The 25,209-nt window shown below is 65.5% G+C and carries 22 protein-coding genes and 2 tRNA genes; 13 read left to right on the forward strand and 11 right to left on the reverse strand.

Annotation, left to right across the window (positions count from 1 at the left end):
* Positions 1-12: 12 nt before the first annotated feature.
* From ACELLULO517_RS05355 to hemC, 4 genes are read right to left on the reverse strand one after another with little or no spacing between them, the layout of a single operon-like run.
* Entirely contained in the window at positions 13-1,326 is a 1,314-nt protein-coding gene (locus tag ACELLULO517_RS05355) for a heme biosynthesis HemY N-terminal domain-containing protein (protein WP_227306276.1), read from the reverse strand.
* Entirely contained in the window at positions 1,326-2,477 is a 1,152-nt protein-coding gene (locus ACELLULO517_RS05360; protein ID WP_227306277.1) for a hypothetical protein, read from the reverse strand. Before ACELLULO517_RS05360 ends, ACELLULO517_RS05355 begins: the two co-directional genes overlap by 1 nt.
* On the reverse strand, positions 2,470-3,174 hold the full coding sequence (locus tag ACELLULO517_RS05365) for a uroporphyrinogen-III synthase (RefSeq protein ID WP_227306278.1): 705 nt from the start codon (positions 3,172-3,174) through the stop codon (positions 2,470-2,472). Before ACELLULO517_RS05365 ends, ACELLULO517_RS05360 begins: the two co-directional genes overlap by 8 nt.
* A gap of 16 nt (positions 3,175-3,190) precedes the next feature.
* A complete protein-coding gene (hemC, locus tag ACELLULO517_RS05370; RefSeq protein WP_227306279.1) occupies positions 3,191-4,189 on the reverse strand; it encodes a hydroxymethylbilane synthase in 999 nt (332 codons plus the stop codon).
* 75 nt (positions 4,190-4,264) lie between these two features.
* Here hemC and tsaD point away from each other — a divergent pair, with 75 nt between their 5' ends.
* Positions 4,265-5,356: a tRNA (adenosine(37)-N6)-threonylcarbamoyltransferase complex transferase subunit TsaD gene (gene tsaD / locus ACELLULO517_RS05375; protein ID WP_227306906.1), complete on the forward strand. Its 1,092-nt coding sequence runs from the start codon at positions 4,265-4,267 to the stop codon at positions 5,354-5,356.
* Between the two features lie 90 nt (positions 5,357-5,446).
* Complete coding sequence (locus ACELLULO517_RS05380) at positions 5,447-6,415, forward strand: hypothetical protein (RefSeq protein WP_227306280.1); 969 nt, start codon at positions 5,447-5,449, stop codon at positions 6,413-6,415.
* A gap of 231 nt (positions 6,416-6,646) precedes the next feature.
* Here ACELLULO517_RS05380 and ACELLULO517_RS05385 read toward each other — a convergent pair whose 3' ends face one another.
* The 3 genes from ACELLULO517_RS05385 to ACELLULO517_RS05395 all read right to left on the reverse strand — a co-directional run bounded on the left by ACELLULO517_RS05385 (position 6,647) and on the right by ACELLULO517_RS05395 (position 9,739).
* A complete protein-coding gene (locus ACELLULO517_RS05385) occupies positions 6,647-7,330 on the reverse strand; it encodes a DUF2497 domain-containing protein (RefSeq protein WP_227306281.1) in 684 nt (227 codons plus the stop codon).
* Between the two features lie 35 nt (positions 7,331-7,365).
* Entirely contained in the window at positions 7,366-8,811 is a 1,446-nt protein-coding gene (locus ACELLULO517_RS05390) for a TolC family outer membrane protein (protein WP_227306282.1), read from the reverse strand.
* A 241-nt stretch (positions 8,812-9,052) separates the two neighbouring features.
* Positions 9,053-9,739 carry a protein-L-isoaspartate O-methyltransferase family protein gene (locus tag ACELLULO517_RS05395; RefSeq protein ID WP_227306283.1) on the reverse strand — a complete coding sequence of 229 codons (687 nt, stop codon included), beginning with the start codon at positions 9,737-9,739 and terminating at the stop codon, positions 9,053-9,055.
* Between the two features lie 142 nt (positions 9,740-9,881).
* Between ACELLULO517_RS05395 and ACELLULO517_RS05400 the strand changes: the two genes are divergently transcribed.
* The 10 genes from ACELLULO517_RS05400 (at position 9,882) to ACELLULO517_RS05445 (ending at position 21,423) form a co-directional block, all read left to right on the forward strand.
* A tRNA-Cys gene (locus ACELLULO517_RS05400) sits at positions 9,882-9,955 on the forward strand.
* Positions 9,956-10,188: 233 nt separating this feature from the next.
* Positions 10,189-11,940 (forward strand): DEAD/DEAH box helicase, encoded by a 1,752-nt coding sequence (locus ACELLULO517_RS05405; RefSeq protein ID WP_406566239.1) that lies wholly within the window; start codon positions 10,189-10,191, stop codon positions 11,938-11,940.
* Between the two features lie 57 nt (positions 11,941-11,997).
* Complete coding sequence (locus ACELLULO517_RS05410) at positions 11,998-13,329, forward strand: class I SAM-dependent RNA methyltransferase (RefSeq protein WP_227306284.1); 1,332 nt, start codon at positions 11,998-12,000, stop codon at positions 13,327-13,329.
* A gap of 185 nt (positions 13,330-13,514) precedes the next feature.
* Entirely contained in the window at positions 13,515-14,948 is a 1,434-nt protein-coding gene (locus ACELLULO517_RS05415) for a paraquat-inducible protein A (RefSeq protein ID WP_227306285.1), read from the forward strand.
* A complete protein-coding gene (locus ACELLULO517_RS05420) occupies positions 14,945-16,672 on the forward strand; it encodes a PqiB family protein (RefSeq protein WP_227306286.1) in 1,728 nt (575 codons plus the stop codon). Before ACELLULO517_RS05415 ends, ACELLULO517_RS05420 begins: the two co-directional genes overlap by 4 nt.
* Positions 16,672-17,295 (forward strand): PqiC family protein, encoded by a 624-nt coding sequence (locus ACELLULO517_RS05425; protein WP_227306287.1) that lies wholly within the window; start codon positions 16,672-16,674, stop codon positions 17,293-17,295. The genes ACELLULO517_RS05420 and ACELLULO517_RS05425 overlap by 1 nt, the downstream gene beginning before the upstream one ends.
* The gene (cdd, locus tag ACELLULO517_RS05430) at positions 17,295-18,173 is read left to right on the forward strand and encodes a cytidine deaminase (protein ID WP_227306288.1); all 879 of its coding nucleotides are present in this window, start codon (positions 17,295-17,297) and stop codon (positions 18,171-18,173) included. The genes ACELLULO517_RS05425 and cdd overlap by 1 nt, the downstream gene beginning before the upstream one ends.
* Before the next feature lie 25 nt (positions 18,174-18,198).
* On the forward strand, positions 18,199-18,678 hold the full coding sequence (locus ACELLULO517_RS05435) for a YcgN family cysteine cluster protein (RefSeq protein WP_227306289.1): 480 nt from the start codon (positions 18,199-18,201) through the stop codon (positions 18,676-18,678).
* 22 nt (positions 18,679-18,700) lie between these two features.
* On the forward strand, positions 18,701-20,098 hold the full coding sequence (locus tag ACELLULO517_RS05440) for an MFS transporter (protein ID WP_227306290.1): 1,398 nt from the start codon (positions 18,701-18,703) through the stop codon (positions 20,096-20,098).
* A gap of 98 nt (positions 20,099-20,196) precedes the next feature.
* The gene (locus ACELLULO517_RS05445; protein WP_227306291.1) at positions 20,197-21,423 is read left to right on the forward strand and encodes an MFS transporter; all 1,227 of its coding nucleotides are present in this window, start codon (positions 20,197-20,199) and stop codon (positions 21,421-21,423) included.
* A 69-nt stretch (positions 21,424-21,492) separates the two neighbouring features.
* Here the strand turns inward: ACELLULO517_RS05445 and rpoH are convergent, their stop codons facing one another.
* The 4 genes from rpoH to ACELLULO517_RS05465 all read right to left on the reverse strand — a co-directional run bounded on the left by rpoH (position 21,493) and on the right by ACELLULO517_RS05465 (position 24,822).
* On the reverse strand, positions 21,493-22,404 hold the full coding sequence (gene rpoH / locus ACELLULO517_RS05450) for an RNA polymerase sigma factor RpoH (RefSeq protein WP_227306292.1): 912 nt from the start codon (positions 22,402-22,404) through the stop codon (positions 21,493-21,495).
* 380 nt (positions 22,405-22,784) lie between these two features.
* A complete protein-coding gene (locus ACELLULO517_RS05455) occupies positions 22,785-23,369 on the reverse strand; it encodes a hypothetical protein (RefSeq protein WP_227306293.1) in 585 nt (194 codons plus the stop codon).
* Positions 23,370-23,382: 13 nt separating this feature from the next.
* Positions 23,383-23,679: a DUF883 family protein gene (locus ACELLULO517_RS05460; RefSeq protein ID WP_227306294.1), complete on the reverse strand. Its 297-nt coding sequence runs from the start codon at positions 23,677-23,679 to the stop codon at positions 23,383-23,385.
* Between the two features lie 105 nt (positions 23,680-23,784).
* Positions 23,785-24,822 carry a hypothetical protein gene (locus ACELLULO517_RS05465; protein ID WP_227306295.1) on the reverse strand — a complete coding sequence of 346 codons (1,038 nt, stop codon included), beginning with the start codon at positions 24,820-24,822 and terminating at the stop codon, positions 23,785-23,787.
* A 180-nt stretch (positions 24,823-25,002) separates the two neighbouring features.
* Here ACELLULO517_RS05465 and ACELLULO517_RS05470 point away from each other — a divergent pair.
* Positions 25,003-25,077, forward strand: a tRNA-Val gene (locus tag ACELLULO517_RS05470).
* The last annotated feature ends 132 nt before the right edge of the window (positions 25,078-25,209 follow it).

Genomic DNA, 25,209 nt, shown 5'->3' on the forward strand with positions numbered 1-25,209 from the left:
AGAGGCGAAGCATTAAGGCGCCTCGCTCGGCAATAGCGTGATGACCGGCGGATTGGCGCGGGTGGCGGGCGCCGTCGCGTTCGTCCAGGCCACCTGCCCCACCGTGCCGCAGACCGGACAGGACGGATGCCATTCCATTTGCTCCGCCGAGCAGGCCGCACAGCGCCAGCGCGGATCGGGTTCGGCCGTCTGGCTGCGGCGCAGCGCCTCATGCGCCGCGAAGGTCGCGGCCTCACCGCCGCCGGCCGCCGCATCCGCCTCCTCGATATCGGCGCGCAGCACCCAGACGCGGCGCTGATCCAGCCCGGCCGCGATGGCGGCCTGCGCTTCCTGCCTGGCCTGACCGGTCAGCTTGGCGGCCAGCGCCGTCCGCGCCATGATCAGGTGGCTTTCACCGTGTTCCGGATTGCATTTCGCCAGACGGTCAGCCGCCTTCAACCGCGCCATGACGTCGCTTTCGCGGTCCAGATAGAAGCGGGCGAGATCGGGATGCGGGCCGCGCGTCCAGGCCTTTTCGATGACGGCATCGGCCTTGCGCTGCTCCCCACGGTCCCGCAAGCGGCGCGCATAGGCAATGGCGGCGGGCGCCAGGCCGGGATCGGCCGCGAAAGCATCGCGGGCAAGCCGCAGCGCCTGGGCCGGGTCGTCCGCCGCGTCGGCGGCGGCGGTCGCCATCACCGCGCGCGGCGCCTCCGGCCCGGACAGCGCCAAAGCCTCGGCCCAGGCGCCGGTGCGCAGCGCCAGCCGCGCCCGCTCGGCCCGCAACCAGGGCGCGCCGGGATGGGCGAGTTCCGCACGGCGGGCGAAATCGGCGGCCAGCGTCCAATCCCCCGCGTCCAGCGCCTGACGCAAAAGCCCGCGCAGGCCGAGGAAGGCGGAATCCGATTGTTCGGCCAGACGGCGATAGCTTGCCTCTGCCTCCTCCGGCTTACCGGACAGCCTTGCTGCTTCGGCGGAGATCAGCAGCGCCATGGGCGATTGCGGCAGCAGGCGGCGGGCGCGATCGGCCTCGCGTTTCGCGGCCTTGGGGTCGGCGGCGGCCAAAGCCGCGAAAGCGCGCGTGACGGCGCGGTCACCCTGACGGACCTGACGCTGATGCCGCCCGCGACCGAAGCGTCCGGGTGCGGCGAAGATCGCGCCCAGCAGACGGATCACGGCATACAGCACCACGAACAGGATCACCGCCGCCAGAATCACGATGGGGACCGATGCCGCGAAGCTGTAAGTGCCGATGGTGGCGGAAATCTCGCCGGGCAGCGTGCCGAGGCCGAAGGCGATACCGACGAGGATGATCGCGAGCAGCAGGAAACCGATGACGCGCCGCATCAGCCGGCCGCCATCTGCGCCAGGGCCTGACGCGCGTCGACCAGCGACTGCGCTGTCGCGGTCCAACCCGCCATGGCGGCGGCCGCCGGGCCTTGCAGGGTCTTCAGAACGGTCAGCGCGCCGGGAAGGTCGCCCGCCACCAGCAGGCGCTGGGCATGAGCGAGGACGCCGCTGGTCGGGTCACCCACCAGCACATGATCGCCCTGGCGGACCGTGACCAGGGTCTGCACCCGCATCCAGATGCCGTGCCAGAAGCCGGTATGGGTATCGGCGGGGCCGCCGGCCTTGTCGGCCGCGGCGGCAGCCTGCGGATAGGCAAGCACCAGCGCTGCCTCGGTCGGCGGTGCCGTTGTTGCGAACTGGCTCAGCGCCGCGGGCGCATTCGGAATGTCACCCAAGGGTGCCCCGGCACTGAGGGCCGCTTCGGCATGCAGCAAGCGCGTCAGACGGTCGGACTGGGCGGACAGCTGAGGCAGCGCCTTGGTGCTTTGCGTCAGCGATTGCGCCTGGGCGCTGAGCTGATTGATCTGCGTGGTCAGGCCGGCGATCTGTTGGTGCAGTGCGTCGGCATCCGTGCCTTGTTGCTGTGCCACCGCATCGACCCGGCTGGACAGCGTCGCGACCGAGGCGGCCGAGGGCAGAGACTGCGACGCCTGGGCCTGGGCCGATTGCGTCGCCTGCAACTGCGCCATCTGCGCTGTCAATGCGGCGATCGCGGTGCCGGACCCCGCATCGGGCGGGGACGATGGTGCCGGCGTTGCCGTGGGCAGCGCGGCGCCGGACGGGCTGGTCTGGATATTGGCGATCGCCTCATGCAGCGCCGCCACATCCGCCCTTTCCCGCGTATCGAGCGAATAGACCGCCGATTGCAGGGAGGAGACTTCGGATTTCAGGGCGGCGACGACGCCGGTCTGGTCCGGGGGCATCGGCGGCATGGAGGGTTCCGGCACCGGCCGGGTCCAAAGATAGACGATCCCGCCGGCGAGAATGATGAAACCGGCCAGCGTCAGCAGCGGTTGCAGCCTCTGCCGGTCATCCACGGGCCGCCGATCGGCGGGCGCAGAGATGCCATCCGCCGGCTTGTCGGCCGGGCTCGTCTCCCGGACCGCGTCGGTCTCGGGCTGCTGGGTCGTCCTGGTCTCATCAGTCATTCAGAAGGGCCAATACCGCTTTCTCATGGGGATCCATTGCCACATGGATGGTGGCCCAAGGCAAGTCTCGGACGGCCTCGGCGACCGTGTGGCTGATGGCGGCCAGTCTGAACCGACTGAGACGCGCCGAAAGGTTCGCGGCAATGCAGACGCGATGAAAGCAAAGTGCGGTCTCCCGCGAAAAGAGCAAGACGCAGCCTTCGGCATCGGAGCTTAAAAGCTGCATGGCCGGCACCGGCAGCGCCGTGACCGAGCGCGCCGCATAAACTTCCTCTCGCATTACTTCAAAACCAAAGGCTTGCAGTATTGTCTTCAATCGATATCCCTGATTGGTGCCGGTCGCGAGCAACAAAGGCAATCCGTCACGCGGCAGGTCTCGGATAATTAATGCTGCAAGATCCTCCGCTTTGCCGTCGGCGCTCTGAACCTGCTTGAAGCCCTGGCCGCGCGCCGCGGCGGCCGTCGCGTCGCCCACGGCATAGAGTGGCAGATCATGATAGAGGTCCGGCAATGCAGGGATCGCCTGCTGGCTGGCGATAAGAATGCCCCGCAAGGTTTCCGGCGCCGGCAATGTCCGAACGAAGGTTTCAATCCGCAACAGGGGTGCCACGACCGGCAGGAAGCCGAGAGCCTGCAGGCGTGCTGCGGTCATGGCGGCGCCAGGCTGCGGCCGCGTCACCAGAACCGGGACGGCCATCGGCGCGGTACCGGCTCTAGTCGAGGAAGATATCGGCGGGGGACTGGCCGCGCAGTTCGTCACCCAGCGCGCGGCCGAGCGCCTCCGCCTGGCGCGGATTGCCGCGCAATTCGGCGCGCAGCAGGAAGGACCCGTCTTCCCGCGCGACCAGACCGGTCAGGTGCAATTCGCCGTTGCAAATGCGGGCATAGCCGCCGATCGGCGTGCGGCAGGACCCGTCGAGCGCGGCCAGCAGCCCACGTTCGGCGAGCGATACCGCGCGCGCGTCCGGATCCTCGATCGCGGACAGAAGCTCGCAAAGCTCGACATCGTCCTCGCGCACCGTGACACCGACAATGCCTTGGCCCGCCGCCGGAACCATGATCTCAGGCTCGATCACCACAGCCGCCTCATGCGCCAGACCGAGCCGGCGCAGACCGGCCAGTGCCAGAAGGCTGCCGTCGAACTCGCCGGATTTCACGCGGCCAAGCCGGGTCTGCACATTGCCACGGATGGTGCGCACGGCGATGTCCGGCCGCGCATGGAGGAGCTGGGCCTGACGGCGGACGGACGCCGAGCCGATGATCGCACCCTGCGGCAGTGTGGCGTAGGGGTCGAGCGGATCGGGCCGGGCGATCGCATCGCCGAGGATCAGCACATCCCGCGCATCCTCACGCTTGAGGGTGCAGGCGAGGATGATGCCCGGCGGCAGCGCGGTCTCCAGATCCTTCAGGCTATGGACCGCGAAATCGATGCGGCCATCGGTGAGTGCCTCATGGATTTCTTTTGAAAACAGACCCTTACCGCCCACTTCTGCCAGGCGCTTGTCAAGAATGCGATCGCCGGTGGTGGTGATGATATGCTCTTCGAAGACATTCATCGCGTCGAGCACGGGACAGAACCGGCTGAGCTGTGCCTGAAAGGCCCGCGTCTGCGCGAGCGCGAGCGGAGATCCGCGTGTACCGACACGCAGGGGCAGCGCGCGACGATGGGGTTTTACGCGCGGTTCATGCGATAAAACGTCTGAAGACCTCATTTGCGCGTGGTAATGCCAGACTTGTCCGAAGAAAAGACTTTTGCACTGCACACCGGCCCTGACCCTAGCGGGATTTTGGTCGGGAATAATCTGCCGGCCAGTATTGTCGGGCCGCTGCTCGCTATCGAATCCTCCTGCGATGAGACGGCGGTCGCTATCCTGGCACCGGACGGCAGGATCATGGCCGAGCATGTGCTGAGCCAATTCGCCGATCACGCGCCGTTCGGCGGCGTGGTGCCGGAAATCGCCGCGCGCGCGCATCTCAGTCATCTGCCCGCGCTGGTCTCTCACGCCCTCGCCGAGGCCGGGTTGACGACGGCCGATCTGGGCGCCGTCGCCGCGACGACCGGCCCCGGTCTGATCGGCGGATTGCTGGTCGGCGCCGGTTTCGGCAAGGGATTGGCACTCGCCGCCGGCCGGCCCTTCATCGCCGTCAATCATCTGGAAGGGCATGCGCTGACGGCCCGGCTGCCGGGGCTGGTGCCGGGTGGAGTCGCCTTCCCCTACTTGCTGCTGTTGCTGTCGGGTGGGCATTGCCAATGCGTCGCCGTCGACGGTGTCGGGCGCTATCGGCGGCTGGGCGGCACGATCGATGATGCCGTGGGCGAGGCTTTCGACAAGGTCGCCAAGCTTCTTGGCCTGCCCTTGCCCGGCGGTCCTGGGATCGAGCGTCTGGCGGCGCTGGGTGATGCCAAGGCTTTCCCGTTTCCGCGTCCGTTGGCCGGTCGCGCCGGCTGCGATTTCAGCTTCTCCGGCCTCAAGACCGCCGTCGCACAGGCCGTAGGCGCGCTGCCGGTGGGCGCTATTCCGCATGCGACCGCCGCCGATATCGCGGCCAGCTTTCAGGCGGCGGTCGTCGATGTTTTAGTGGATCGCGCGGGACAGGCGCTGAAGATGCTGCCGCAGGCGACGGCCCTGGTCGTGGCCGGCGGGGTTGCCGCCAATCAGGCCATTCGCGCGGCTTTGCACGGCCTTGCCGCGCGTCAGCGCATTGCGCTGGTGGCGCCGCCCTTGCGCTATTGCGGCGACAATGCGGTCATGATCGGCTGGGCTGCGCTGGAGCGTCTCCATGCGGGTCTGGCCCAAGACGGGCACGACCAGCGACCGCAGCCGCGCTGGCCGCTGACGGCATTGTCCGGCAGTCCCGAAAACGTGAGCGGTATCTGATCGGTTTCCCTCAGAAACATTGCGAACAATTAATGCGTCCGTGCTTAAATCCTGTGAGGACAATTGTTTCCGAGAGGATCTTCGCGCGCCATGGCCATGGTTTTTCGCGCCCGCCTGCGTCGGTCCGTCGCGGTCATCGCGCTTCTTGCCGGTTTCACCGGCTGCGCTGACGCATCCGTCGCCCCTTTGGCCTTGGGCGTAGGCAATCCGCCACAGGCCGATCCCGCTACACCCGCTTTGGTCGGTGCGCGGGTCTATGCCGCATCCTATGTCACCGCCCCGCCGGGCAGTGACCCTTTGGCGCTATCGCCCGCTTTGGTGCAGCAGAATGCTGACCTGATCCGCGCGGCCATGGCGGCGGAGGTGCCGCATGCGCTCGCTCCGTCACCCGCACGACAGGCAACGCTCATCGCCCTGGCGAAGACGATGGCCGATAGCGGGCATTTCTTCGTGCGCCGTCCGCAGCTTGTGCTGATCGTCGATCGCGCGCTGACGGGCCAGACCTTGTCGATTACCTTGGCCCAGCCTGACGGCGATTGGGCAATTCTCGGCTCGCGCTCCGTCTCCACCGGCAAGCCCGGCCGGAAGGAGCATTTCAAGACGCCGGTCGGCGTACTGCTGAATGACGGGTCGGAAATCGGCTATCGCGCCCAAGGCACCTATAACGAGAACCATATTCGCGGCTTGGGCGTGAAGGGCATGCGCGTCTGGGATTTCGGCTGGCAGACGAGCGATGACTGGCGGACGCCGGGCGCCACCATGCAGGTGCGGGTCGAAATGCATGCGACCGACCCGGCGGTGCTGGCGCAGCGCCTGGGCCGCGCGGATTCCGAGGGCTGCATCCGCCTGCCGGAAGCGGTGAACCGCTTCTTGGACCGGCATGGCATTATCGATGCGGATATCGAAAAACTGGGTGAGACAGATGCGGGCTATCACGCCCTGCTCTCCCCCTATCTGACGCCGACGCCGTTGGCCGGCGTCGCGGTCATCGTCATCGACACGTCGGAACCCTGGGCCAAACCCTATCCGCCGGCGACGACACTGTCGCTCAGCGGCTAGAGGCTGTCAGGTTTTAATAGATAATTTGTCATCCGCGCACTTGTTGCGCGGACCTACCCGCCGCGGCGCCCAGCCGGCCGATTGCTTGCTGCGTCGGGTAGATGCGCGGGTCGGGGTGCGGCCGGCTAGGCCCGCGCACGACAGATTTTTTGGCGTTTCCACCTAAACCCGACGGACTCTAGAGGCTGTCAGGCTTCCGATCCCATCTGACACAGGCCCCAGCCTTGCCTTCTATCCGCCGTGACGCAGCGTCAGCCGCGCCAGTTCCGCGCGGACCAGACGTTCGACGATGGTGGGCAGGTTTTCATCCAGCCAGGTCTTCAGAAGCGGCTTCAGCTCCGCACGGACGAATTCTTCCATCGTCGGCGAGGATGAGGCGGGTTGCAGCAGGGCCTGCCGTTCTTCGGCGAGCTTGCGCAGCAAGGCTTCGACCGAAGCGGCAGCAGCGGCCGCAGCCGCCGGGGCCAGCATATCCTCGATCGCCTGCGCGGTCAGGCCGGACAGGACAGGCGCAGGCATGGCAACGATCGGGGGCAAGGCAGCGCCTTTGATCGTTTCTTCCATCACCGGGCCCGCGTCATGGGCGACGGGCAGCGCGTGATCGACCACAGGCTCGACCGCCGCCAGGTTCGCGGTCATCGGCAAAGGAACAGCATCCGGTGCAGGGACATTCGGCATCACGGCCATGCTGTCATCGAGGACCAGGACGTTTGCCCCGCCGACCGCCGATTCAACCGGCACCGGCGGCAGTACGAACGGCGCCTGAGGCGTCATCTCCGGCGATTTGGCCGGACCTTCAGGCGCACCGCCGTCCTTCAATCGCGCCTGCTCATCCAGCATGATGCGCCGGATCGAGGCGAGGATGTCATCCATCGACTGCTCGGTCTGCGGGCCGTCGTCCTCAGCTGCCGTCATGCCTTATCCCGTCAGATACGCGCCGCCTGCGGCGATTATTGGTTGTTGTTGCTCAGATTGTCCGAGGGGCTGCCGTTGGTGTCGCCGAAGGTATTCGCCGTCGGGTCGCCGGTGCCGATCCAGGCATTCTTGACCGCACGGTAATAGCTGTTGTCGTCATACAGCGGCACACGCAGCCCGATATCCCGCGCCGTCAGACGGCCCATGGCCTCGGCCACGTTGTAGGAGGCGATCACCAGGTTCGCGAGGTTCTGCACCAGGGTCACCTGCGACTGCAGCAGCAGCTGCTGGGCATTCAAGACGTCCAAGGTCGTGCGGCTGCCGACGATGGCCTCGCGCTCGGTGCCGTCGAGCGCGATTTCGTTGGCTGCGATTTCCGCCCGCGTGCTGGTGATGGTCGCGCGGGTCGCCACCAGGGTTTCCCAATACTGCTCGGCATTCTGGATGGCGGTGCGGCGCTGCAATTCCACCTGCTGGCGGGAATATTCGCGTTCCTGAACGGCCTGGCGGATGGCCGCATATTCCGAGCCACCCTGATAGATCGGCACGGTCAGCTGCGCCAGGATCTCGGCGCCGTTGGACACGTAGTCGGATTCGGCCTGGTTGATCTGCTTATAGAGCTGACCCTGGATCGACAGCTGCGGCATCAGCTTGGCCCAGGCGACATTGACGCCGTCCGACGACGCGGCCTGCGTGAACAGCGCCTGCACAACCTGCGGATTGTTGGACCCTGCGTAATCCGACACCTGCCTTTTATTCTGGACCGGCAGAGCCATTGGCTGAGGCGGCGTCAGTCTGGCCGGTTCCAGGCCGATCACCGCACGAAACTGCGCGCGCGACGTCTGCAGATTGCCGCGGGCCGTCTGCACTTCCGCTTCCGCCTGGGCGAGCGCGCTTTCGCTCTGTGCCACGTCGGTGCGGGTAATTTCACCGACCGAGAAACGATCCTGCGTCGCCTTCAACTGCTCTTTCAGAACTTGGGCATTGTTGATGGCGAGCGCCAGAAGCTGCTGGTTCTCGATCACCGTCACATAGGACTGGACGACGTTCGCAAATACTTGCTGCTCGATATTGATCAGGTTGGCGCGCTCGGCCATGACCTTGTTCTTGGCCTGAGCGACCGCCGCCTTGGTGCCGCCGCCATTATAGACGTTTTCGCTGATCGTGGCCGCGACCGAGGCCGTGTCGCGATTTTCGGTGATCGTCGATGTGCTGCCTGTCGACCCGAGCGCGCCGCCGCCTCCGGCCACGACATTGCCTTGAATATAGCCCGCGGTGCCCTGCAGCGTCACGGTTGGGCGCCAGCCGGCAAGCGCCGCCGGGACACCTTCATCGGTCGCCCGCAGATTGGCGCGTTCCGATTGCAGCGTCGGGTTGTTCGCATAGGCGGCTGCCAGCGACTGGTCCAGCGTCTGGGCCGCCGCGGGCAGCGCGCTGGCCAGAAAGCCGAGCCCGATCAGAATGCTAATGCGTGAGACCATGAACCCCATTCCAATCTCCGACACCGCCTTGTCAACGCAAGGATGCCGGAACTTTCCAGACTAAACCGCAAGGCGAGCCCGAATGCGGGACCCCGATTAACCGACAACATGCATGAAAGGGCGCCGCGCGAACAGCGTCCATTGTGCAATTTGCCACAAGATCAAGGGGCAACGTCATCCGCCTGCAATGATGTGATCCCGAAACCGTCGCCGGGTCAAATCCGAAACGGTCGGGACAGCCTCAGAACTGAAACTCCGGCACCGGCGCGAAGCCGGCCAGCGGCGCGGTCGTGCAATCAAATGCCGAGGTCAAAGCGAGGTTTTCGCCCTGGCGCTCGGCGATGACGGCGACACCGGTTGCGGTCGCTCCCGGCACGGCCTGCGACGCCCGGACGGTAACGAGGCGCCCCTGACCCGGCTTCAGCTGGCCGGCAAAAACGGCCGGAATGGCTGGAATCATGCCTTCGATCAGGATCGCATCCCAGGCCTGGACCCCTGGCAGGCCGGCCAAGGGGTCGCCCGCCTGGCTGGTGATGGTGAGGCCCAAGGCCTGATGGACGGCGCGACCATTGGCCAGCAGCGCGTCATCCGAATCGAGTGCCGTGACCCGCGCACCGCAGGCCGCGAGCACGGCGGCGCCGTAGCCGACGCCTGATCCCACGACCAGAATACGCTCGCCGTCGACCGGCGCCAGAAGCTGCGCGAGGCGCGCGAAAGCCAGCGGCGCCATCAGAAAGCGGCCACTACCGAGGTCGATATCCTGGTCGCCATAGGCCAGCGCCGCGAGGGCGCCGGGTAGAAACTGTTCGCGGGGAATGCGCCGCATGGCGTCCAACACCGCCGGGTGGGTGACTTTGGTCGGCCTGAGCTGGCTATCCACCATGAACTGCCGCGCCGTCGCGAAAGAAATTGCCGTGCTCGCCATCATGTCCACCGCGTTCCAAGCCTTGGTGCGGGGCAACATAGCGGGGCAGATCACGGGCGCCAAGCAGGCAGGCCAATGCTGACCGCAATCGGGCGGACTTGACCAATCTGCCTGGTCTATGGATAAGCCGCGTCAGACGCGCCAAGGTCCCGTGGCAGATCGGTTATGTAAGGGACTGCAAATCCCTCTAGCCCGGTTCGACTCCGGGCGGGACCTCCACAGCGGCGCTGCACCGCCCGGACCACTGGCCGCTTCTGGCCGCTATGCCCGGAAAAACATTGACTTTTTAGTGGCTGACCAGCGATACCGCGCTGCAACGTTACCGGACCAGTTGTCCCGGCCGCCGAGTTTTGCGGGCCTCGGGACGTTTTTCCGTGTAATGACGTCATCGGCGCCGGGGATCCGGCATCGGCCCCATCACGACGCAAGACCACCACAGGATCAGATCCTCTTTGTCTCTTCACGCAGCGTCTCAAACAGACGCAAACACTCAGGCGGCCGCCGCGGCCCCTCATGATACGACCAGTGCCGAGGCCCTGTCCCCGGCCGAAGCCGCGCCCGCCGCGGTTGACGTGGCGACGCCGCGCACGACTTTCGCCGATCTCGGCCTATCCGAGGATCTGCTCCGCGCCATTACCGAAAAAGGCTATGTCCACCCGACGCCCATTCAGGAGCAGGCGATCCCGATCGTGCTGCAGGGGCGCGACGTCATGGGCGTCGCCCAGACCGGCACCGGTAAGACAGCGAGCTTCACCCTGCCGATGTGCGAAATCCTGTCGGGCTCCCGCGCCCGCGCCCGGATGCCCCGCAGCCTGATCCTGGAGCCGACGCGCGAACTGGCTTTGCAGGTCGCTGAGAATTTCGTCCAATACGGCAAGTATCTGAAGCTCAACCACGCGCTGCTCATCGGCGGCGAAAGCATGTCCGATCAGAAGGAAGTTCTGATGCGCGGCGTGGATGTGCTGATCGCGACGCCGGGCCGGCTGATCGATATGTTCGAGCGTGGCGGCCTGCTGCTCAGCGATACCCGCATCCTGGTGGTGGACGAAGCCGACCGCATGCTGGACATGGGCTTCATCCCCGATGTCGAGCGCATCGTGTCCATGCTGCCCTCCACCCGCCAGACGCTGCTGTTCAGCGCGACCATGGCGAAGGAGATCCGCCGCCTGGCGGACGCCTTCCTGCAGAACCCGAAAGAGATCAAGACCGCCGCCGCCGCTTCCGTCGCGACGACCATTACCAGTGGTCTGGTGATCGTGGACGAGCAGGACAAGCGCCGCGCGCTGCGCCAGCTGATCAAATCGGAGCAGGTGCAGACCGCGCTGATCTTCTGCAATCGCAAGCGCGACGTCGATATCCTGTATAAGTCTCTGCAGCGCCATGGCTTCAGCGTCGGCGCTCTGCACGGCGATCTGCCGCAATCCGCGCGTTTCGCGACGCTGGAGAAATTCCGCGCCAACGAATTGCAGCTGCTGGTCTGCTCGGACGTCGCGGCACGCGGCATCGATATCGGCGGGCTGAGCCATGTCTTCAATTTCGACGTGCCGCATCACTCGGAAGATTATGTCCATCGCATCGGCCGCACTGGCCGCGCCGGTCGCGAAGGCCGTGCCTTTACCCTGGCGACCCCCGGTCAGCAGGAAGCGGTCGCTGCGATCGAGAAGCTGACGGGTAAGCTGATCCCGCAAATTCACGTCGAAGGCTTCGCGCTTCTGGGCTGGTCCGAGGCGAGCGAAAGCCGCGGCAGAGGTCGTGGCCGGGGTCGCGGCAAGGATACGAAGGACCATAAGCCGGCGGCGAAAGACGCAGCACCGGTGGCAGCGGAAGGCAGCAGCCCTGCGGCTAGCGGCCAGCCGCCGAAAGCCCGGAACAAGCCCAAGGATCGGGTCAGCGAGGCCAAGGCCGCGCCTGAGGCACAGGTCGCGGAGACCCGTCAGGCCGCGCCGCGCCCGACCGAACCGCGTCAGCCCGAGCCCCGTCAGTCCGAGCCGCGGGCGAAGCCCGACCGTGGCGATCAGTCAGCCCGGCCCTATCGCGACCGTGGCGGCGATCTTGGCCCCTCCGTCGTCGGTTTCGGCGAGGATATCCCGGCCTTCATGCTCGTCCGTCGTCGCAGCCAGGGTGTGGCCAGCGTCGATGCGCCCGGTTTCGTGCCGGGTGACGAGAGCCAGGCGCGTGCCGAGGCATCCGAGGATGGCGTCTGAGACCAACCTGGTCTCATCGCCCTCCATTTTCCTTTCTCTGTTGCTGAATTTGACGCCATGACCATCGGTCCGGATGCGCCGACCTTCACCGCCCGCATTCAGGGCATCGGCGCCGACGGCGACGGTCTTTCCCGCATGGCGGACGGCCGCTCGCTGTTTCTGCCATTTACCTTGCCGGGTGAGAGCGTCGAAGCGCGCCCGGTGATGCGGCGTGGCCAAGGTGTGGCCGGCATTGCCGAAACCATTCTGGAGCCGAGCCCCGAGCGCGCGGAGCCGCCCTGCCCCCATTTCGGCACCTGCGGCGGCTGCACTTTGCAGCATTGGCAGGATGCGGGCATCGCCCACTGGAAGACCGGTGCGCTGGTCCAGGCCCTGAAACACGCGGGCTACGACGATACGGTGATCGCACCGATCCGCACCACCGGCCCCGGCAATCGCCGTCGCGTCGATCTTGCCATTCGCAAACAGGCCGGCATCGCCATCATCGGCTTCCATCAGGTGCGGGCCGATGCCATCGTGGCCATCGAAACCTGCCTGGTGGCGGACCCGGCGATTGTCGCGATCCTGCCCGCCTTGCGCCGGCTGGTGCCGCGTTTGCAGGCGATCCATCGCGACGCGAGCTGCGCCATCAATGCGCTGGACAGCGGGCTCGACCTGCTGTTCCGCGTCGACGCGGATTTAACGGCCGGCGACCGTCGCCTGCTGGCGGCTTTCGCGGCCGAGCACGACATCCCGCGCATCGCCTGGGCACTGAAGGACGGCACGGTCGAGATCGCGGCCCAGTTGTCGCCGGTGCGGATCATGCTGTCGGGCGCGCCTGTGCCGGTCGCACCTGGCGGGTTCTTGCAGGCGACGCCGGACGGCGAGGCCGCGATCATCGCCGCCGTGCTGGCCGGTCTGCCCGAAAAGCTGAAGCCCCGCGACCGCATCATCGAATTGCATGCCGGCTGCGGCACGCTGACCTTCGCTCTCGCCCGCCATGCGCGCGTCATCGCCTATGAAGGTGACGGTTACGCCGTGACGGCTTTGCAGAAAGGCAGCAGCGAGGTCGGGCTGCATGGGCCGATCACGGCCCATAAGCGCGATCTGATGCGCCAGCCGCTGCTGCCCAATGAGTTCAAGGACGCGGCGGTTGTCGTGCTGGACCCGCCGTTCGGCGGCGCCCTGCCGCAGATCGAGGCGATTGCGGCTTCGACCGTCACCCGCGTCATCTATGTCAGCTGCAATCCGCAAGCCCTGGCGCGGGACGCGGCCGTGCTGCGCGCCGCCGGTTTCGCGTTGATATCGGCCGCGCCCATCGACCAGTTTCTGTGGTCAAGCCGGTTGGAGAGCGTGACGGTCTTTACCCGCGCGGCACCGCCCCGCGCCCGTGCCCGACCGCCACGCTGAGCGGGTGTGCTGACCGATCGGTCAGTTTTCTGCTCGCTTGCATTGACGCCGCCCTCTCGCCATCCCAAAAGTTAGGCCCATATGGGCTTTGGGCCTACGCAAGACTGCCGGTCCAATCTGCCTGAGCCGCCCGCGAAACCTCCAAGTGCAAGGACTTAGCCCCTGCAGACCAATGAGAGCACCGGATGGCCGAGCCCGATCTAGTCGAAGCCCGCGCGGCATACAGGCTGGATCATTGGCGGGAATGTCCGGATTGCGGACTGGTTTCCGCGCTGCCTGATATGGAGCCCGGCCTGGTCGCGGAATGCCCGCGCTGCCGCAAGACGCTGTGGCGCATGCTGCGCGCCCCGTTCAGCTTCCCCATCGCCTGCGGCATGGCGGCAACCTTATTCTATGCCTTCGCGCTGGTCGCGCCCTTCCTGGAAATCTCGGCCTATGGTCGCTTCCAGCTCGCCCGGCTGGAGACGGGGCCGGATAACCTGATGAGCCAGGGCTATCTGGCGCTCGGCATGCTGGTGCTGGCCGTCACCGCTGTGTTCCCCGGCGTCAAACTCGGCATCATGCTGACGACGCTGATCGGGCTGGAGACGGGTTTCGTGCCGCCGCGCGTGTCGATCGCGCTGTTCCGGCTCTATCACCGCATCACCCCCTGGTCGATGATCGACGTCTATCTGCTGGGCTTCCTGGTGGCATACACGCGACTGATCGCCATTGCCCATGTGCATCTCGATACCTCGCTTTATGCCTTGATCGGGCTGATGGTCTCGATGGCCGCGGCCGACGGCGCGCTGGACCGCGAAGCCGTCTGGCGGGCGTTGGAACGCAACGATCTGGCCGCCGACGCGCGCTATATCCGCCGGCATCCGACAGCGAAGGTGGGACCGACGCCGGGCGAGCAGGAACTGGCCGAGCCCCAGGTCATCGGCTGCCATACCTGTCACTTGGTCAACCACGCCGCCCCCGGCGATCATTGCCGCCGTTGCGACGGGTTGCTGCATCCGCGCAAGCATGACAGCACCGCCCGCACCTGGGCCTTCCTGCTCGCGGCGCTTTGCCTCTACATCCCGGCCAATATCTATCCGGTGATGATCATAACCCAGATCGGTCAGACGCAGAGTTTCACCATCATGGGCGGCATCAAGGAACTGATCGACTACGGCTTGCTGCCTCTGGCCGCCCTGGTTTTTGTGGCCTCCATCACCATTCCGCTGGCCAAGCTGATCACGCTCGCTTTCCTGCTGATCCAGACGCAGCGCGGCCGCACCACGCAATTGAACGGCCGCACGCGGGCGTTTCGTATCATCGATTTCATCGGCCGCTGGTCGATGATCGATATTTTCATGATTTCCATCCTTGTCGCCCTCGTCCGCTTCGACCAGTTCGCCCAGATCACGGCCCAGGTCGGCGCGCCCTGCTTCGCGGGCGTTGTGGTGTTGACGATGTTCGCGGTCATGACCTTCGATCCCCGCACCATGTGGGACGCGACCCGCGGCCAAGCCGCTGCCTACCCGACAGCCGGCATGCCGGCCGCCGGACCGCCCACACCCGCCTCGCCCACACCCGCCTCGCCCTTGTCCGCCGATGACCGCGGCATGGGTGCCAAGGATGCCACTGCATGACCGATCCCGACCACCCGCCGCGCGTCGACGACCAGCCGGCCCAGCCAGCCATGCCGCCGCCGCCGGTTCATATTCGCCGGCGACATTTCTCCTTCGTCTGGATCATTCCGATCCTGGCGGCGGTGATCGCGATCTATCTCGGCTACCGCACGATTATCGAGCAGGGGCCGCTGGTCACCATCACCTTCAACACCGCCCAGGGCCTGGCCGCGGGCCAGACCCAGATCAAATACAAGGCGGTGGCGCTCGGCACGGTCGAGAGCATCGATCTCAGCCCGGATAACGACCATGTCGTCGTGCGGGTGCGCATGAACAATCTCGGCACACGCTTCCTGACCAACCATGCGCGCTTCTGGGTGGTGCGGCCGCGCTTCTCGGTCACCAATCTGTCGGGCCTCGACACCCTCGTGTCGGGCGCGTTCATCGGCATCGACCCTGGCAGCAAGGGCGGGCATTACGAGACGCATTTCAAGGGGCTGGAGGAACCGCCCGGCGTGCGGTCCGACGTGCCCGGCAGCACCTATGTGCTGCGTGCCGATAGCATCGGCTCGATCTCCAGCGGATCGCCCGTCTTCTATCGCGACGTCGTGGTCGGCGAAGTGCTGGGCTACGACCTCGGCGACGGCATCGGCCCGGTCACGGTCAATATCTTCGTGCGGGCGCCCTACAATAAGCTGGTCAAGCCGCAGAGCCATTTCTGGGATTCATCGGGCCTGTCGCTCGGCTTCCAGAATGGCGGCTTCCATGTCGAAGTGCAGAGCCTGGAAGCCTTGCTCGCGGGGGGCGTGACCTTCGACCTGCCGCCTGACGCCATCGACGCCGCCGCCAGTCCGAACAACGCGACCTTCCATCTGTTCGACAACAAGGCGGATGCGGATTCGGCCGGCTATTCGCACAAAGTGCCGGCCGTCGCCTATTTCCAAAGCTCGGTCTCGGGCATCAGCCGCGGCACGCCGGTGACGATCTTCGGCATGCAGGTGGGTGAGGTCACGAACGTCAAACTGCTGATCAACCCAACGACGGGCGCTGCCCGCGTGCGGGTGGCTTTGGAACTGCAACCCGAGCGGGTGTTCAGCGACTCTGACTTCCCCAAGAACCTGGACCCGATGGTGGTGCTGCAGCACATGGTCGATGCCGGCCTGCGCATCTCCATCGCCAGCAGCAATTTCATCACCGGGCAGAAGGAATTGGCGCTGACGATCGAGCCCCAGTCGCCGCATGTTCAGCTGACCAAGGAGGGTGACGCCATCCTGCTGCCGAATTCGGACGGCAGCGGCGACCCGCTGACCGCGCTCTCCACGATCACCGCCAAGCTGTCCGCCATTCCGTTCAGCGAAATCGGGCAGAACCTGAACAAGCTGCTTGTCACCGCGAATGGCACGCTGGGCGGGGACGACGTGAAGAAGGCGATCGCGTCGCTCTCCACCACGTTGCAGAGCGTGCAGACGCTGGTCGACAATACCAATCGCGGATTGCAGCCGACCTTGAAGCAACTGCCGGTGATGACCGCCAACCTCAACGCCACATTGCGCGAGGCGAACCAGACGCTGGGGCAATTCAGCCGCAGCTATGGCGGAAATTCAGATTTCTCGCGCAGCGTCGGCCAGCTTCTGTCCCAGGCCGATGGCGCGCTTCGCTCGGTCAAGGAACTGACCGATTATCTGGATCGCCATCCGGAAGCTCTCATTCTCGGCCGCACCGGCCGAGCGACAGGTGGACAATGATGCCTCCACGCCGACAATTTCTGTCCCTGCTCATCGCCGCCGGCCCGGTTGCCCTGGGCCTCAGCGGCTGCGCCTCCGCCGATCCGAACCTTTATCGGATCGGCGCTGTCACGGGCGGCGCGATAACCGGTGCGCCGCCGCAGATCGAGGTCCGCACGATCAGCATTCCCGGCTATCTCGACCGCACGGGCATCGTGAAGAAGGCGCAGGACTACAAGATCGATATCCATAGCAACGATATCTGGGCCGAGCCGCTTGCCGATATGCTGCAGGCGGCGATGGTGCAGGATCTGACGACAAGGTTGACGGGCGCGACCGTCATCGGTGCCGGCGGGTCGATCGGTGCGAATGCCGATCTGCTGGTCGAGATCAATGTGCTGCGCTTCGACCCTGATACCAATGGCCAGATGATCCTGCAGCTTCAGGTCGGCATCCGCGACGGCCAGACCATGACCCTGCTGGGCACCCGCACCATCCAGCATCAGGCCCCGGCCGGGGAACCGCTGGTCGCTTCCATCGTCAGCACCATGAGCGCGCTTTGGGGCCAGGCCGCCGACGATATCGCGGCCTTCGTGGTGCAAAGCTGGGCCACCCATCCGCCCGCGGTGAGCACGGCCGGCTGATGAGCGCGTTGTCGCCGCGCCTCGCGGCCGCGATCGGGCCAGACCATGTCTTGCCGGCGGCCCGCATTCCGGCGCTGCTGGCGGAAACCGGCCTGGCCGATACGGACGCCCTGATGCTGGCGCTGCTACCGCTGGCACAAAATCTGGCGCGACCGCCGATTTCAAACTTCCGCGTCGGCGCCGTGGGTCTGACGGCCGAGACCGGTGACGTGATCTTCGGCGCGAATGTCGAATTCCCGGGCGCCGGTTCGGGCGACACCATCCATGCCGAGCAATTTCTGTTCACCCGCGCCTATCATCGCGGCGTGACGCTGACGCGTATCGCGGTCTCCGCCCGGCCCTGCGGTCATTGCCGTCAGTTCATGAACGAATTTTCCGGGAATGAGTCGCTGCTCATCCTCGATCCCGGCGGCGACCGGCAGAGCCTGTCTGAGCTTTTGCCCTTCAGATTCGGCCCCGCCGATCTAGGCGAAGCCCCGGCCGGGCCGGGACGCGGCCAGACCGTCGTCATCACTGAGGACGAAGGGACAGAGGCCGATCCGGATATGCTTAAGGCCCTGATCGCCGGCGGCGCGCGCGCCCATACACCCTATAGCGGCTGCCCCTCGGCGCTTGTGCTGAAACTCGCGGACGGCCAGATCATCACCGGCAGCGCTATCGAGAACGCGGCCTATAACCCCGGCATGCCACCGGCCCAGGCGGCGCTGATCAACCTCATCGCCGGCGGATGGGATTATGACCAGATCGACGCTGCGATCCTGGGTGCGGTTCCTGGCGCCGGTTTTGATCATTTTGCCGGAACCGCAAAGCTTCTCTCGATCATTGCGCCGAACGCATTGCTTGAGACCTTGCCCTGGCGGGTGGCGCAGTCCTCGTGACGCCGTCGATCTGATATAGAGGGGCATGACCGCGCCCTTCTGGAAGACCAAGACGCTTGACGAGATGACCCAGGCAGAATGGGAGTCTCTCTGCGACGGTTGCGGCCGTTGCTGTCTGCACAAGCTGCGCGAGGAGGAGACCGACATCCTCTCCTTCACCAATGTCTCCTGCCGGCTGCTGAATACCGAAGACTGCCAGTGTTCCGACTACGCGAACCGCTTCGCCAAGGTGCCGGACTGCGTGCAGTTGACGCCTGTGGTGCTGCGGGAGATCGATTGGCTGCCGCCCTCCTGCGCCTATCGTCTGCTGGAAGAAGGCAAAGACCTGCCGTCCTGGCATCCTTTGGTCAGCGGCGACCCGGCGACCGTCATTACCTCCGGCGCGTCGGCCGCAGGCCGCGTCATCAACGAGCGTGACGCCGGCCCCCTGGAACATCACGTCGTCGACTGGCCGGCCCAGATGCCAAGGGTGCGGCCCCCGCGTCGCAAGCGCGCCAAGCGCTGAGGCCAGCACCGGTCACCATGCCATGAGCGTCGATACGACCTTGCCCTGGAGCCGGCTATTCGCGCGCCCCTATGGCGCCTATCTGGCGACCTTCAGCCTGGGCTCCGCGCTTTATGCTTTCGCAGCTTTTCTGGTCTCGGCCTGCATGCCCTCGGCGGTGCAGGAGCTTGGCCATCTGACGCTGATGAGCTGGAGCCTGACCTTCTATCTGATCGCGGCGATCGTCGCCGGCATCGTCGCCCCGCCGCTGAAATGGCGCATCGGGACTGGTGCCGCGCTGCAATGCGCGGGCCTGGCCTATCTGCTCGGTTCCGTCGCCTGCGGCTTCGCGCCCAATATCTGGACCCTGCTCGGCGGTCGTGTCCTGCAGGGGCTGGGCGAAGGCACCGTCTCCAGCGTCACCTATATCCTGATCCCGGAGGTATTCCCGGCCGCGATGATCCCGGCGATCTTCGGGATCGAGGCGACCATCTGGGCCGTGGGTTCTCTCGCTGCGCCCGTGATCGGCGGCTACCTGACGCAAGCGATCTCCTGGCGGGCGGCGTTTCTGGTCGAAATCCCGCCGATCCTGCTGTTCATGGCTCTGGTCTGGCGCGTCATTCCCGAAGGCGGCCGCCGGGACGAGGCGCATCATCCTATTCCGGTGCTGCGGGTGGCCGGTGTCGGCTTCGGCATCCTGTTGCTGTCGCTGGCCGCGATCGAGCCCGGCGTCTATCCGCGCGTGGCGAGCCTGATCGCGGCGATGCTGGTGCTGCTGCTGGTCGCGCGCAGCGATCTGGCGGCGCCCAACCGGCTGCTGCCGCGCGGCGCCTTCTCTTTCCGCAAGCCGGCCGGCCTCGCTCTCTGGGTCGTGCTGCTGCTGCCCACGGCCCATATCGGTCCCGCCACTTATATCATTCTGCTGATCGAACGCGTTTGGGGTTATGACCCGCTGACGGCGAGCGTGCTCGGCTCCGTCGTGGCGGCCTTCTGGGGCGGTGTCGGCGTTCTCGTCAGCCGCCTGCCGGCGCGCTGGACCGGAACGGGGATCTGGCTCGGCCCCTGCCTGCTCGCGGTGGGGCTGGCGCTCGGCTGGGTCGGGATGGCGGCCGGGCAAATCCTGTGGATCGTCCTGGTCGGCCAGGCCCTGATCGGCACCGGCTATGGGTTGTGCTGGGGCGTGCTGAGCCAGGTCATTATGACCGGATCGGAAGAGGCGGATCGCGACCGGGCGTCCGCCATGCTGCCCTCGGTGCTCTCGGCCGGACTCGCCATCGGTTCGGCGCTGGGCGGGATCGCCGCCAATGCGGCCGGCCTCGCCGAAGGCGTGCCGCGGCAGGTGGTGGTCCAAGCCGGCATCGCCTGCTTCACCGTCGCTTCGGTCGTCGGTGTCATCGCGGCCGTCGCCAGCCTCAGACTGCGCGCGACCGGCCGAGTTTGATGACCAATCGGACCCGCCTTTTCGCAGCCGCACAAAACGCCTCGATCTGGCCATCAAGCCGCGCTAGGTGACGGGTATCGTCCCCGGAGCCTTTTGCCGTGAAATTATCCCCCGCCCTGCTGGCTCTGGCCGCCGCCGCTTTCGGCATCGGCACCACGGAATTCGTGATCATGGGCCTGCTGCCCGAGATCGGGCGCAGCCTCGGCGTCTCCATTCCGCAGGCGGGCCAGCTCGTCTCGGGCTATGCGCTGTCGGTCACGATCGGGTCGCCCATCATGGCGATCCTGATGAGCCGCTTTCCCCGCCGCCAGTCTCTGCTGACGCTGATGGTCATTTTCGTATTCGGCAATTGCCTATGCGCCTTGGCCGGCAGCTACGACACGCTGATGGCCGCGCGTATTTTCACGGCCCTCGCCCATGGCGCCTTCTTCGGTATCGGCGCCATCGTCGCGGCCGAAGTGGTGCCGAAGCATCAGCGGGCGCTGGCGATCTCGCTCATGTTCTCCGGTCTGACGCTCGCGAATGTTCTGGGCGTGCCGCTCGGCACGCTGCTCGGTCAGGCCTATGGCTGGCGCATGACCTTCTGGGCGGTCTGCGTCATCGGCGTCTTTGCCTTCGCTGCCCTGTTCATCTGGGTGCCGGCGGTGCGCCAGGGCCGGCGCATGAAGCTGAAGCGCGAGTTGCTGGCGATCGTTCACCCGCAGGTACAGCTCGCCATGGCGACGAGCACGCTCTGTTCCGCCGCACTTTTTTCGGTCTTCACCTATATTACGCCGCTGCTGGAGAAGGTGACCGGCGTCTCTCCCCACGGCGTCAGCATTGCCCTGCTGCTCTTCGGGGTCGGCATCACGCTCGGCAATCTCGCCGGCGGCCGCGCGGCCGATTGGCGCCTGATGACGGCGATCATCGCCATGCTGTGCGCACTGATCCTGGTCCAGGCGCTGTTCACCTGGACCAGCGTCAGCCCGGTTCCGGCCGTCATCACGATGATGATCTGGGGCGCGCTTGCCTTCGGCGTTTGCTCCCCCTTGCAGATGCGGGTTGTGGATCAGGCGCGGGCCGCACCCAGTCTTGCCTCCACGCTCAACCAAAGCGCCTTCAACCTCGGCAATGCCATCGGCGCGCTGCTCGGCGGTCTGACGGTCTCGGCTGGCATTTCCTATAGCGCCCTGCCCTGGCTCGGCTCCGGGCTCAGTGCCGCCGCGCTTTGCACGATCCTCACGGCCATCTGGCTGGAGCGGCGCACGCAGCGGCGTCGGCAGGATCGCCGGGCCCTGATGCGGGGTGCCGGCGCGGCTGCTGCCGCCGGCGTCAGCGATATCTGACGTCACCATAGAAAAGGGGCCGGTCTCTTGCGAGACCGGCCCCTTTCAGTCTGTCTGCCGTGTGAGCCGTTAGGCCGCGATACGCGCGACCTCGGCATCCTTCGTGATCTGCTGGCGGCGATCGGTGATCTGCGTCTTCATCGACTTCTGCAGCTTCTCGAAAGCCCGTACCTCGATCTGACGAACCCGCTCACGCGAGATGCGATAGCGCTGGGAGAGGTCTTCCAGCGTCGTCGCCTCATCCTTCAGGCGGCGTTCGATCAGAATATGCCGCTCGCGCTCATTCAGCGTCTTCAACGCGTTCGCGAGCAGCGCCTTGCGGTCACTCATTTCCTCATGCTCAGCCAGCATCTCTTCCTGGCTGTCATTGTCATCGACCAGCCAATCCTGCCACTCGCCCTCGCTGTCGGCGCGGACGGGCGCGTTCAGGCTATGGTCCGGCGCCGAGAGGCGGCGGTTCATGTTCACCACGTCCTGCTCCGGCACCGCCAGAACGCGGGCGATTTCGGTGACATGCTCGGGCCGCAGATCGCCGTCCTCGATCGCCTGCATCTGGCCCTTCAGCCGGCGCAGGTTGAAGAACAGCTTCTTCTGGGCGGCGGTCGTGCCCATCTTCACCAAGGACCAGCTATGCAGGATGTACTCCTGAATAGCGGCGCGGATCCACCACATAGCGTAGGTCGCCAGGCGGAAGCCGCGATCGGGATCGAAGCGCTTCACCGCCTGCATCATGCCGACATTGCCTTCGCTGATCAGCTCGCCCACCGGCAGGCCGTAACCGCGATAGCCCATGGCGATTTTCGCGACGAGACGCAGATGCGAAGTAACCAGCTTATGCGCGGATTCGTGGTCGGTCTGGTCGCGCCAGGCTTTGGACAGGCTGAGTTCTTCTTCGGCCGTCAGCATCGGAAACTTACGAATGTCCTGCAGATACCGGGAAAGATTTCCCTCAGGCGCAAGATTAAGAATAGCAAGGGCCATAAGTGAGACTCCTTTTTTCGTCGGAAACGGCCTGTAAAGCACCGTCTCTGTTCGAAGTTGGTCAGGTTCGTTGACCACTTATAAGAATGAGATCTGCAATTCGTCTCTTCACGAGCCAGCGATTACCCCGAAAGCGGCAGTAACCGTTGAGTGATGACTAAGAAATCTCAAGTTGCCGTGATGGCAGCAGACCTCGAAGCCGGACGATTGCTCTCATCCACGCGGCGGATAATACGCCGCTCACGCACTATAGTTCATTAAAATCTTGAAATTCAGATCGGGTATGTAGCGGACGAATGCCCCGACCGCGATTGGGCCCTTGATAGGGGCCCTTCGCATCACGTGTCGGTGACAGGGATACGAAGGGCGTGCGACTCGGGTTACTTGCTGCGGTCGCGATCGCGCCGGGCGCGGCCGCGGAACAGATCCTGACCCATGACGAGGCCGACCACGGCAGCGCCCAGCAGAAAGGCGCCCTTGTGGCGTGAAAACACGCCGCGCCCTGCGGCCGCCCCGGCCGAGGCCGCCTTGGAGGCGGCTTTCTTCGGCATCTCCATTAGCGCGATCACACCGGGCAGCGCGGCCGCCGCCATATCCATGACGGACGGACCGCTGCCCGCGCGCTCCGCCGCGCCGGACGGGCGCGGGCGAGCCGCACGCCCCCCGTCCCGTCTGCCGCCGCGCGACGCGACAAGGCCGATGACCAGGACGATGATCGCGATCAAAGCCAGCCCAGCCGCCGTGATGAAGGCCGCCCAGACCGGGCCCAGATGGTGCTGAACCAAAATCCAGACGCCCGCCGCGGCACAGCCGACGGCAGGCAATAGAATGAACCCCGCGAAGGCCGCGCAGGCGATAAGAATGACCATCCGCCGCGCGGCCGAGGTCGCGTCCTCGACGATGCGGGCCGGGTTGAAGGCGCTTAGAACGCCGATACGCAAAAGCTGCTGCAGCATGCCGATCATGAAACCGGGCCGCTCAGCGTGAGACGATTTTGCTGAAGATGAAACCCGCCGCAAAAGCCAGCAGCAGGCTGGTGACGGGCTTCTCCTCGATATGGGCCGCCACCGTATCGGCGCCGCGCCGGCCGGTTTCCGAGACCGTCTCGTACAGACCAGCGGCCTGATCCGAAAGGCTGTCGGCCGCGTCCTGGCTGTAACGGCCGGCCAGATCCTTCATCTGGCGAATGAGGACGGCGACATCCTCCTTCAAGCTTGCGATATCGTCCGACACACGCTTGGCCTGGCTCGACGGATCAGGTTCGAAATCGCTCATAAAGACACCTCTCGATGGCAGGCATTGAAGACCCAGGATCGGGGCGTCCCGACAGCGATTACATTGGGAGAGGCGAAGGAAAAGGCAATGACCGCGGCGGGGCCGTCAGCGTGCGGCCGCCTGGGCCGGAGGTGCCGCGAAGAAGCGCCGCGCGGGCAGCATGACGATCGCGTAGAGAATGACCGCCAGAAGCTGCGTGACGGCGGCGGCGATCAGCGTCGCCAGCCAAAACGGCCGCAGATGGGACGGTGCCCAGATGACCCAGGCCGTCAGAACGGCGGGCTGCACCAAAGCGAAGGCCAGGGCCGTGCGCGACCAGGCAAGTAGGCCCTTCTCTCCGATCAGATACCAACTGCGTTCGCCGACGGCCATGCCGCCCAGGATCATGACGAAACCCAGGAAAAACAGCCCCGGTCCGTCCAGAATCGAACCGCCCAGCAACACGACCCAGCCCAGAATGATGGCAGGACCACGAACGGCTGACAGAAACGTCACGCCGCGAAAGAGAGCGGCGCAGATCAAAAGACCCAGGATGAAATCCGTGATCGCGCTGACGGGCCAGAGTCCGGCATAGCGATGGAAGCCCAGTTCGAAGCTGATGCCATAGATGGCAAAGCACACGGCTATGCCCGCAATGCAGATGTCCGGAACGGAGGTCCAGGTCAGGCAGAGAAGCGGCGGCAGCAAAACCACGGCGATCACCATGGTCGCCGTGATCCAGAAGGCAGGCGAAAGAAGCCGATCGGACCAAGGGAATAGCAGATGATGGTCAGGACCCAGCAGGGCCACAGATTCGAACAGGACGAGAGCAAGCAGAAAATAGGCGAGGAGCGGCAAAACCAGACGCAGGTACATATCCCTCGCGACCACCATATCCCATCCGGACTTCAGGCCGCGCTGGAAGTGAAAAGCCGCAAAACCGGCGATGATCAGTCCGAAATCCGGCATATAGCGGGCTTTGTCGAAAGCGAACCGCAGCAGCGGGGGAAATTCCGCTTGCACGGCGACAAGACCGGGCAGGCTGAGCCATTGCCAGAGGAACCAGAAGGCCGCGACCGGCAAGGCCATGATCAGCGGACCACGGAAATCGCTCGTCGCGATAATGGACCGGTTCTGCCATTGAACGACACTGTAATCGACCATGGACGCTATCATCTCCGGCGCGCGACCCGAAGCGGGCCCTGTTCAGCGCATCGCTAGCAGAGAGACGCGCCACCGCCAACGCGGCATGGCTGCCAACACGATGCGATGGCTTTCGCACGAAAACAGGGGCTTGCTCCGCACCACGCTTGCCCTTAGAGAACGGCCCACGTCCAGCGGACTGGGTGCGTAGCTCAGCGGTAGAGCATCGCCTTCACACGGCGGGGGTCACAGGTTCAATCCCTGTCGCACCCACCAGTCCAATCTTTCCCGACACTGTCACAGGCGCAGTCAGTTTGCCCGCCCATAGCGGGGCGGCCGGCATGCCGTTTTCAGCGCATCGTCGCGAGACGCCATCTTGCTGATTTAACGCATGATAATTACGGTGTG

The sequence above is a fragment of the Acidisoma cellulosilyticum genome (assembly GCF_020621385.1).
Classification (GTDB): Bacteria; Pseudomonadota; Alphaproteobacteria; order Acetobacterales; family Acetobacteraceae; genus Acidisoma; species Acidisoma cellulosilyticum.

Coding starts and splice junctions, on each gene's coding strand:
- ACELLULO517_RS05390 (WP_227306282.1), bottom strand. CDS start 8,811: ATGGTCTCACGCATTAGCATTCTGATCGGGCTCGGCTTTCTGGCCAGC.
- hemC (WP_227306279.1), bottom strand. CDS start 4,189: ATGAGGTCTTCAGACGTTTTATCGCATGAACCGCGCGTAAAACCCCAT.
- ACELLULO517_RS05460 (WP_227306294.1), bottom strand. CDS start 23,679: ATGAGCGATTTCGAACCTGATCCGTCGAGCCAGGCCAAGCGTGTGTCG.
- rpoH (WP_227306292.1), bottom strand. CDS start 22,404: ATGGCCCTTGCTATTCTTAATCTTGCGCCTGAGGGAAATCTTTCCCGG.
- ACELLULO517_RS05360 (WP_227306277.1), bottom strand. CDS start 2,477: ATGACTGATGAGACCAGGACGACCCAGCAGCCCGAGACCGACGCGGTC.
- ACELLULO517_RS05380 (WP_227306280.1), top strand. CDS start 5,447: ATGGCCATGGTTTTTCGCGCCCGCCTGCGTCGGTCCGTCGCGGTCATC.
- ACELLULO517_RS05465 (WP_227306295.1), bottom strand. CDS start 24,822: ATGGTCGATTACAGTGTCGTTCAATGGCAGAACCGGTCCATTATCGCG.
- ACELLULO517_RS05410 (WP_227306284.1), top strand. CDS start 11,998: ATGACCATCGGTCCGGATGCGCCGACCTTCACCGCCCGCATTCAGGGC.
- ACELLULO517_RS05425 (WP_227306287.1), top strand. CDS start 16,672: ATGCCTCCACGCCGACAATTTCTGTCCCTGCTCATCGCCGCCGGCCCG.
- ACELLULO517_RS05455 (WP_227306293.1), bottom strand. CDS start 23,369: ATGATCGGCATGCTGCAGCAGCTTTTGCGTATCGGCGTTCTAAGCGCC.
- ACELLULO517_RS05395 (WP_227306283.1), bottom strand. CDS start 9,739: ATGATGGCGAGCACGGCAATTTCTTTCGCGACGGCGCGGCAGTTCATG.
- ACELLULO517_RS05365 (WP_227306278.1), bottom strand. CDS start 3,174: ATGGCCGTCCCGGTTCTGGTGACGCGGCCGCAGCCTGGCGCCGCCATG.
- ACELLULO517_RS05415 (WP_227306285.1), top strand. CDS start 13,515: ATGGCCGAGCCCGATCTAGTCGAAGCCCGCGCGGCATACAGGCTGGAT.
- ACELLULO517_RS05435 (WP_227306289.1), top strand. CDS start 18,199: ATGACCGCGCCCTTCTGGAAGACCAAGACGCTTGACGAGATGACCCAG.
- ACELLULO517_RS05385 (WP_227306281.1), bottom strand. CDS start 7,330: ATGACGGCAGCTGAGGACGACGGCCCGCAGACCGAGCAGTCGATGGAT.
- ACELLULO517_RS05440 (WP_227306290.1), top strand. CDS start 18,701: ATGAGCGTCGATACGACCTTGCCCTGGAGCCGGCTATTCGCGCGCCCC.
- ACELLULO517_RS05355 (WP_227306276.1), bottom strand. CDS start 1,326: ATGCGGCGCGTCATCGGTTTCCTGCTGCTCGCGATCATCCTCGTCGGT.
- ACELLULO517_RS05420 (WP_227306286.1), top strand. CDS start 14,945: ATGACCGATCCCGACCACCCGCCGCGCGTCGACGACCAGCCGGCCCAG.
- cdd (WP_227306288.1), top strand. CDS start 17,295: ATGAGCGCGTTGTCGCCGCGCCTCGCGGCCGCGATCGGGCCAGACCAT.